Raw genomic sequence first — 6,000 nt, 5'->3', positions numbered from 1 at the left:
GTTGCAGAAGGGACCTTTCTGCCCGTCAATCGAGGAATCCGCCGCGCCACCGGCCCTATCCTCAAAACCAGCAACAGTCCCCCGATACCAGCGTATACCGACCATTCCTTAAGGTCCGCCCGGACAATCCATAGCATATGAAGCAGGCCAAGCCCGAGAATCAGATAAACCAGGCGATGCAACTTCTTCCAGCGTGTTCCGAGCCGCCGCTGGCTATATCGGTTGGATGTGATCGCCAAGGCCAGCAGGCCAAGAAAACCAAGCGCCCCAACAATAATGTAGGGCCGCTTGCTCAGCTCGACGCCCAGCCTCGACCAATCGAACCCCAGGATGAATGCCGCATAACTGCTCAAGTGCAGCACAACATAGGTAAAGCACCACAACCCCAACTGACGCCTGACAGCGATCCACCCAGGCCACCCCGTCATTTTTTGCAGCGGTGTCATGCTCAAGGTAATCAACAACAGGATCAGCGTCCCCAACCCGAGTCGATCCACCAGGACCTTGCCCGGGTCCGGCCCCAATGAATCCGCCACCGCCTCATAAAGCCAAAGCAAAGGCCAAGTCGCCGCCGCGAGGAAAACACTGATACGCCATACCGGAAAACGCATCAGTAGTCTTTCCTCAAATCCATTCCCGCATATATAGAGGCAACCTCATCCCCATAACCGTTGAACATCAATGTGTCGCGGACATTGGGGCTGAATAGTCCACTCGGAAGACGACGCTCCCTCGCCTGGGTCCAGCGTGGGTGGTCAACGGTGGGATTGACGTTGGCATAGAAGCCGTACTCATCGGACGCAATGCTCTGCCAGGTGGTCTTGGGCTGCTCACTCACCAGGCTGATGCGCACGATCGACTTTACGCTCTTGAAGCCATATTTCCATGGCACCACCAATCGCAGCGGCGCGCCGTTCTGGTTAGGCAACTCACGCCCGTACATGCCGACAGCCAGGATGGCCAGGGGATTCATCGCCTCGTCCAATCGCAAACCTTCCACATAGGGCCAATCAATCAGGGCAAAACCTGAACGCTGGCCCGGCATGGCCTTGGGGTCTTGCAACGTTTCGAAGCGAATGAACTTGGCCTTGGAAGTCGGCTCGACCTGCTTGAGCAGCGCCGAGATGGGGAAACCGATCCACGGGATCACCATTGACCACGCCTCAACGCAACGCAACCGATAAATCCGCTCCTCCAATTGATAAGGCTTCATGAAGTCTTCCAGGGCATAGCGCCCCGGCTTACCCACCTCACCGTCCACCACCACGCTCCAGGGCTCGGTTTTCAACGAACCGGAGTTGGCCGCCGGGTCCCCTTTATCCGTCCCGAATTCATAGAAGTTGTTGTAGTGAGTGGCGTCTTTGAACGGCGTGATCGTCTCCCCCTTTGCCGTCACCGCGCCCCACTGGGTAGTTGGAAGCTTCTCGGCAAACCAGGAAGGCGCCTTTCCGGGCTCGACATCCGGATAACGCGCCATATCGGCAGCATCGGCCCAGCTTGGCAGACTGCCGATTGCCAAGCCGGCCACGGAGGCACCGAGCATCTGGCGACGAGAGAAATAGAATGATTCAGGCGTGACGTCAGACTCACGACAGTCTGACGTCTTGGGGATCTTGATCAGCATGGCGACTCCGCAGTATTGGAGGGCAGATACACCCGTACACTGCGGAGTATGGAGGAGATTACATTAAGGCAACGTTTAGCGGCGACGAAGACGCAGCAAATATTGCACCGGCCCGGAAGCGGCATAGGCGAGGAATACCAGCAGCAGGATACGCGGCGGATCACTGAATACCACGGCGAACACCAGCACCACGGCGAGGATCGCAACGAACGGCACCCGTCCCTTCAGATCCAGCTCCTTGAAGCTGTTGTACTTGATGTTACTGACCATCAGCATCCCGGCCGCCGCTACCAGCAGCGCTACCAGGAAGGACATCTTCGAACCCTGGATGCCATAGTCGCTGAATGCCCAGACTACACCCGCCACCACACCTGCCGCCGCCGGGCTGGCAAGACCAATGAAGTAGCGCTTGTCGGCGGTACCGACCTGCGTGTTGAAACGCGCCAGGCGCAACGCGGCACCAGCGACGTAAATGAAGGCAACCATCCAGCCGACCTTGCCCATGTCCCCCAGCGCCCAACCGAACGCCAACAACGCAGGGGCAACACCGAACGCAACCATGTCGGACAACGAGTCGTACTCGGCTCCGAATGCGCTTTGGGTGTTGGTCATGCGGGCCACCCGTCCATCCAGGCCGTCCAGCACCATGGCGACAAAAATCGCAATCGCGGCAAAAGCAAAGTAGCGACTTGCCCCAGCGCTATCGCCAGCACTCAATGCGGCCTGGGCGCTCATGGAGCTGATGATGGAATAGAAGCCGGCGAACAGATTCGCGGTGGTGAACAGGTTCGGCAGCAGATAGATACCACGATGCCGGACCTTGCGGCCTTCAGCGTCATGGCCTTCTTCGACGTGTTCATCGATAGGCAACAGGCTTTCGGCGTCAGGAGCCTGGTTCGACTCGTCGGGACGTTCGCTCATGGGCAATACCTTGCAACGGTGTGAAAAATTCGACAGGTGTCTGGAACGACGGTTCTGCCGCAAACGATGCAGCTTTATACCAGAAGCCACCACCCAAACGAAAAAACGCGGCCAGGGCCGCGTTTTTCGATCAAGCTCGCGACTTAGTTCTTGGCTTTGTCGACGATCTTGTTGGCACCGATCCACGGCATCATCGAGCGCAGTTGCTCGCCGATGATTTCGATACCGTGGGCGGCGTTGTTACGACGCTTGGCGGTCATCGAAGGATAGCCGGTGGCGCCTTCGCTGATGAACATCTTGGCGTATTCGCCGTCCTGAATACGTTTCAGGGCGTTGCGCATGGCCTGGCGGGACTCGGCGTTGATGACTTCCGGACCGGTCACGTACTCGCCGTATTCGGCGTTGTTGGAGATCGAGTAGTTCATGTTGGCGATACCGCCTTCGTACATGAGGTCAACGATCAGCTTCAGTTCGTGCAGGCATTCGAAGTAGGCCATTTCTGGTGCGTAGCCGGCTTCAACCAGGGTTTCGAAACCAGCTTTCACCAGCTCGACGGTACCGCCGCACAGAACGGCTTGCTCGCCGAACAGGTCGGTTTCAGTCTCGTCCTTGAAGGTGGTTTCGATGATGCCGGTACGACCGCCACCGACACCAGCAGCGTAGGACAGGGCGACGTTCTTGGCGTTGCCGGAGGCGTCCTGGTAGATGGCGATCAGGTCAGGAATACCGCCGCCCTTCACGAACTCGGAACGCACGGTGTGGCCCGGTGCCTTTGGCGCGATCATGATCACGTCGAGGTCGGCGCGCGGCACAACCTGGTTGTAGTGGATCGCGAAGCCGTGGGAGAAGGCCAGGGTGGCGCCCTTCTTGATGTTCGGTTCGATTTCATTCTTGTACAGCGCGGACTGGAACTCGTCCGGGGTCAGGATCATGACCAGGTCGGCAGCGGCAACGGCGGAAGCCACGTCGGTGACTTTCAGGCCATGGGCCTCGGCCTTGGCAACGGTGGCCGAGCCTTTGCGCAGGCCGACGGTTACGTCAACGCCCGAATCCTTCAGGTTGCACGCCTGGGCGTGACCTTGGGAGCCGTAGCCGATAATGGCGACTTTCTTGCCTTGGATGATCGACAGGTCGCAATCTTTATCGTAGAAAACTTTCATGAATTTCCCCTATATCCGGCCGTTTCGGCCATTCGCTAATTTGGTTTAGATGCTCAGTACTTTGTCGCCACGGGCAATCCCGGTGACACCACTGCGTACGGTTTCCAGAATCGAGGCTGTGCCGATCGATTGAATGAAGCTGTCGAGCTTGTCGCTGGTACCGGTCAACTGAACGGTATAGACGCTGGCGCTGACATCGACGATCTGCCCACGATAAATATCGGTCGTGCGTTTGATCTCGGCACGTTGGGCGCCGGTGGCCTTGACCTTGACCAGCATCAGCTCGCGCTCGATATGAGCGCTTTCCGACAGGTCCACCAGCTTGACCACCTCGATCAGCTTGTTCAGGTTCTTGGTGATCTGCTCGATGATCTCATCGTGGCCCACGGTGGTCAGCGTCAGACGCGACAGGGTCGGGTCCTCGGTTGGTGCCACGGTCAGGCTTTCGATGTTGTAGTTGCGCTGCGAGAACAGGCCTACTACGCGAGACAGAGCACCCGGTTCGTTTTCCAGAAGCAAGGAAATAATGTGTCGCATGATTAGGTACGCTCCGTCTTGCTCAGCCACATATCGCGCATGGAGCCGTCTTTGATCTGCATCGGGTAGACGTGCTCGCTGGTATCGACCTGGATATCGAGGAACACCAGGCGATCCTTCATCGCGAAGGCTTCTTCAAGCCCGGACTTCAGGTCCTTCAGGTCGGTGATGCGGATGCCGACGTGACCATAGGCCTCGACCAGCTTGACGAAGTCCGGCAACGATTCCATGTACGAATGCGAGTGACGGCTGCCGTAGCTCATGTCCTGCCACTGGCGAACCATGCCCAGTACGCCGTTGTTCAGGTTGACGATTTTCACCGGCAGACCGTACTGCAGGCAGGTCGACAGTTCCTGGATGTTCATCTGGATACTGCCTTCGCCGGTCACGCAGGCCACATCATTGTCCGGGAAGCTCAGTTTCACGCCCATGGCCGCCGGGAAGCCGAAGCCCATGGTGCCCAGGCCACCGGAGTTGATCCAGCGGTTGGGTTTGTTGAACTTGTAGTACTGCGCCGCGAACATCTGGTGCTGACCTACGTCGGACGTCACGAACGCATCGCCCTTGGTCACTTCGCACAGGGTCTCGATGACGGTCTGCGGCTTGATCACGCTGCCGTCGCCCTTGTCGTAGGGAAACAGGCCGCGATCACCGCGCCATTCATCAACCTGCTTCCACCAGCTGGCCACGGACTCCTTGTTCGGAGCCTCGCCGATTTCCTTGAGAATGGCGACCATTTCAGTCAGCACACTTTCTACAGGACCGACAATCGGCACGTCTGCCTTGATGGTCTTGGAGATGGACGCCGGGTCGATATCGATGTGGATGATCTTGGCGTTCGGGCAGAATTTCGCCGGACCGTTGATGACACGGTCGTCGAAACGCGCGCCCACCGCCAGGATGACATCGGCATGGTGCATCGCCAGGTTGGCGGTGTAGCTGCCATGCATGCCGAGCATGCCGATGAACTGGCGATCGGTGCCTGGGTAGGCGCCGAGGCCCATCAGCGTATTGGTGACCGGCAGGTTGAGCATCTTCGCCAATTCGGTCAGCGGCGCGGAGCCACCGCCGAGGATCACGCCACCGCCGGAGTACAGCACGGGACGCTTGGCCGCCAGCAGCATTTCGGCGGCCTTGCGGATTTGTCCCGAGTGACCGCGCACGGCCGGGCTGTAGGAGCGCAGCTTGGCTTTTTTCGGGTAGATGTATTCGAATTTCTCGGCCGGGTTGGTCATGTCTTTCGGCACGTCCACTACGACCGGGCCCGGACGGCCGGATTCGGCCAGGTAGAAGGCCTTCTTCATGACTTCCGGGATTTCCGACGCATGCTTGATCATGAAGCTGTGCTTCACGATCGGCCGGGAGATACCGATCATGTCGGTTTCCTGGAACGCATCGGTACCGACCATGGTGCTGGGCACCTGGCCGGAGATGATCACCATCGGAATCGAGTCCATGTAGGCCGTGGCGATACCGGTGATGGCGTTCGTGGCGCCGGGGCCGGATGTCACCAGGACCACGCCGGCCTTGCCGGTGGCGCGGGCATAGCCGTCAGCCATGTGGGTGGCAGCTTGTTCATGGCGAACCAGGATGTGGGTCACTTCCGGTTCTTTGAACAGGGCATCATAGACATGAAGGAGAGCACCACCGGGGTACCCGTAGATATATTTGACGCCTTCGTCACGCAAGAAGCGGACGAGCATCTCACCGCCAGATAAAAGCTCCACGTTGTTCACCTCTAAAACGCCAGAATACCGA

At 58.5% G+C, this 6,000-nt stretch carries 6 protein-coding genes; all 6 read right to left on the bottom strand.

What is annotated here, in order from left to right:
• Positions 1-611 (bottom strand): protein-methionine-sulfoxide reductase heme-binding subunit MsrQ (gene msrQ, locus OC610_RS04020; RefSeq protein WP_264426628.1); only part of this gene is annotated, 611 nt, incomplete at its 3' end.
• Positions 611-1,624 (bottom strand): protein-methionine-sulfoxide reductase catalytic subunit MsrP, encoded by a 1,014-nt coding sequence (gene msrP / locus OC610_RS04015; RefSeq protein ID WP_264426627.1) that lies wholly within the window; start codon positions 1,622-1,624, stop codon positions 611-613. The genes msrQ and msrP, both read right to left, overlap by 1 nt.
• 75 nt (positions 1,625-1,699) lie before the next feature.
• Positions 1,700-2,545: a CDP-diacylglycerol--serine O-phosphatidyltransferase gene (gene pssA / locus OC610_RS04010; RefSeq protein ID WP_039593840.1), complete on the bottom strand. Its 846-nt coding sequence runs from the start codon at positions 2,543-2,545 to the stop codon at positions 1,700-1,702.
• A 143-nt stretch (positions 2,546-2,688) separates the two neighbouring features.
• Positions 2,689-3,705: a ketol-acid reductoisomerase gene (gene ilvC / locus OC610_RS04005; RefSeq protein ID WP_003185459.1), complete on the bottom strand. Its 1,017-nt coding sequence runs from the start codon at positions 3,703-3,705 to the stop codon at positions 2,689-2,691.
• A 45-nt stretch (positions 3,706-3,750) separates the two neighbouring features.
• Positions 3,751-4,242 carry an acetolactate synthase small subunit gene (ilvN, locus tag OC610_RS04000; RefSeq protein WP_003205610.1) on the bottom strand — a complete coding sequence of 164 codons (492 nt, stop codon included), beginning with the start codon at positions 4,240-4,242 and terminating at the stop codon, positions 3,751-3,753.
• 2 nt (positions 4,243-4,244) lie between these two features.
• A complete protein-coding gene (locus tag OC610_RS03995) occupies positions 4,245-5,969 on the bottom strand; it encodes an acetolactate synthase 3 large subunit (RefSeq protein ID WP_030140223.1) in 1,725 nt (574 codons plus the stop codon).
• Between the last annotated feature and the right edge of the window lie 31 nt (positions 5,970-6,000).

The sequence above is a fragment of the Pseudomonas agronomica genome, from assembly GCF_025917275.1.
GTDB classification, from domain to species: domain Bacteria; phylum Pseudomonadota; class Gammaproteobacteria; order Pseudomonadales; family Pseudomonadaceae; genus Aquipseudomonas; species Aquipseudomonas agronomica.
The sequence above is the reverse complement of the archived record's forward strand: the minus strand, read 5'-3'. Positions and strand labels throughout refer to the sequence as shown.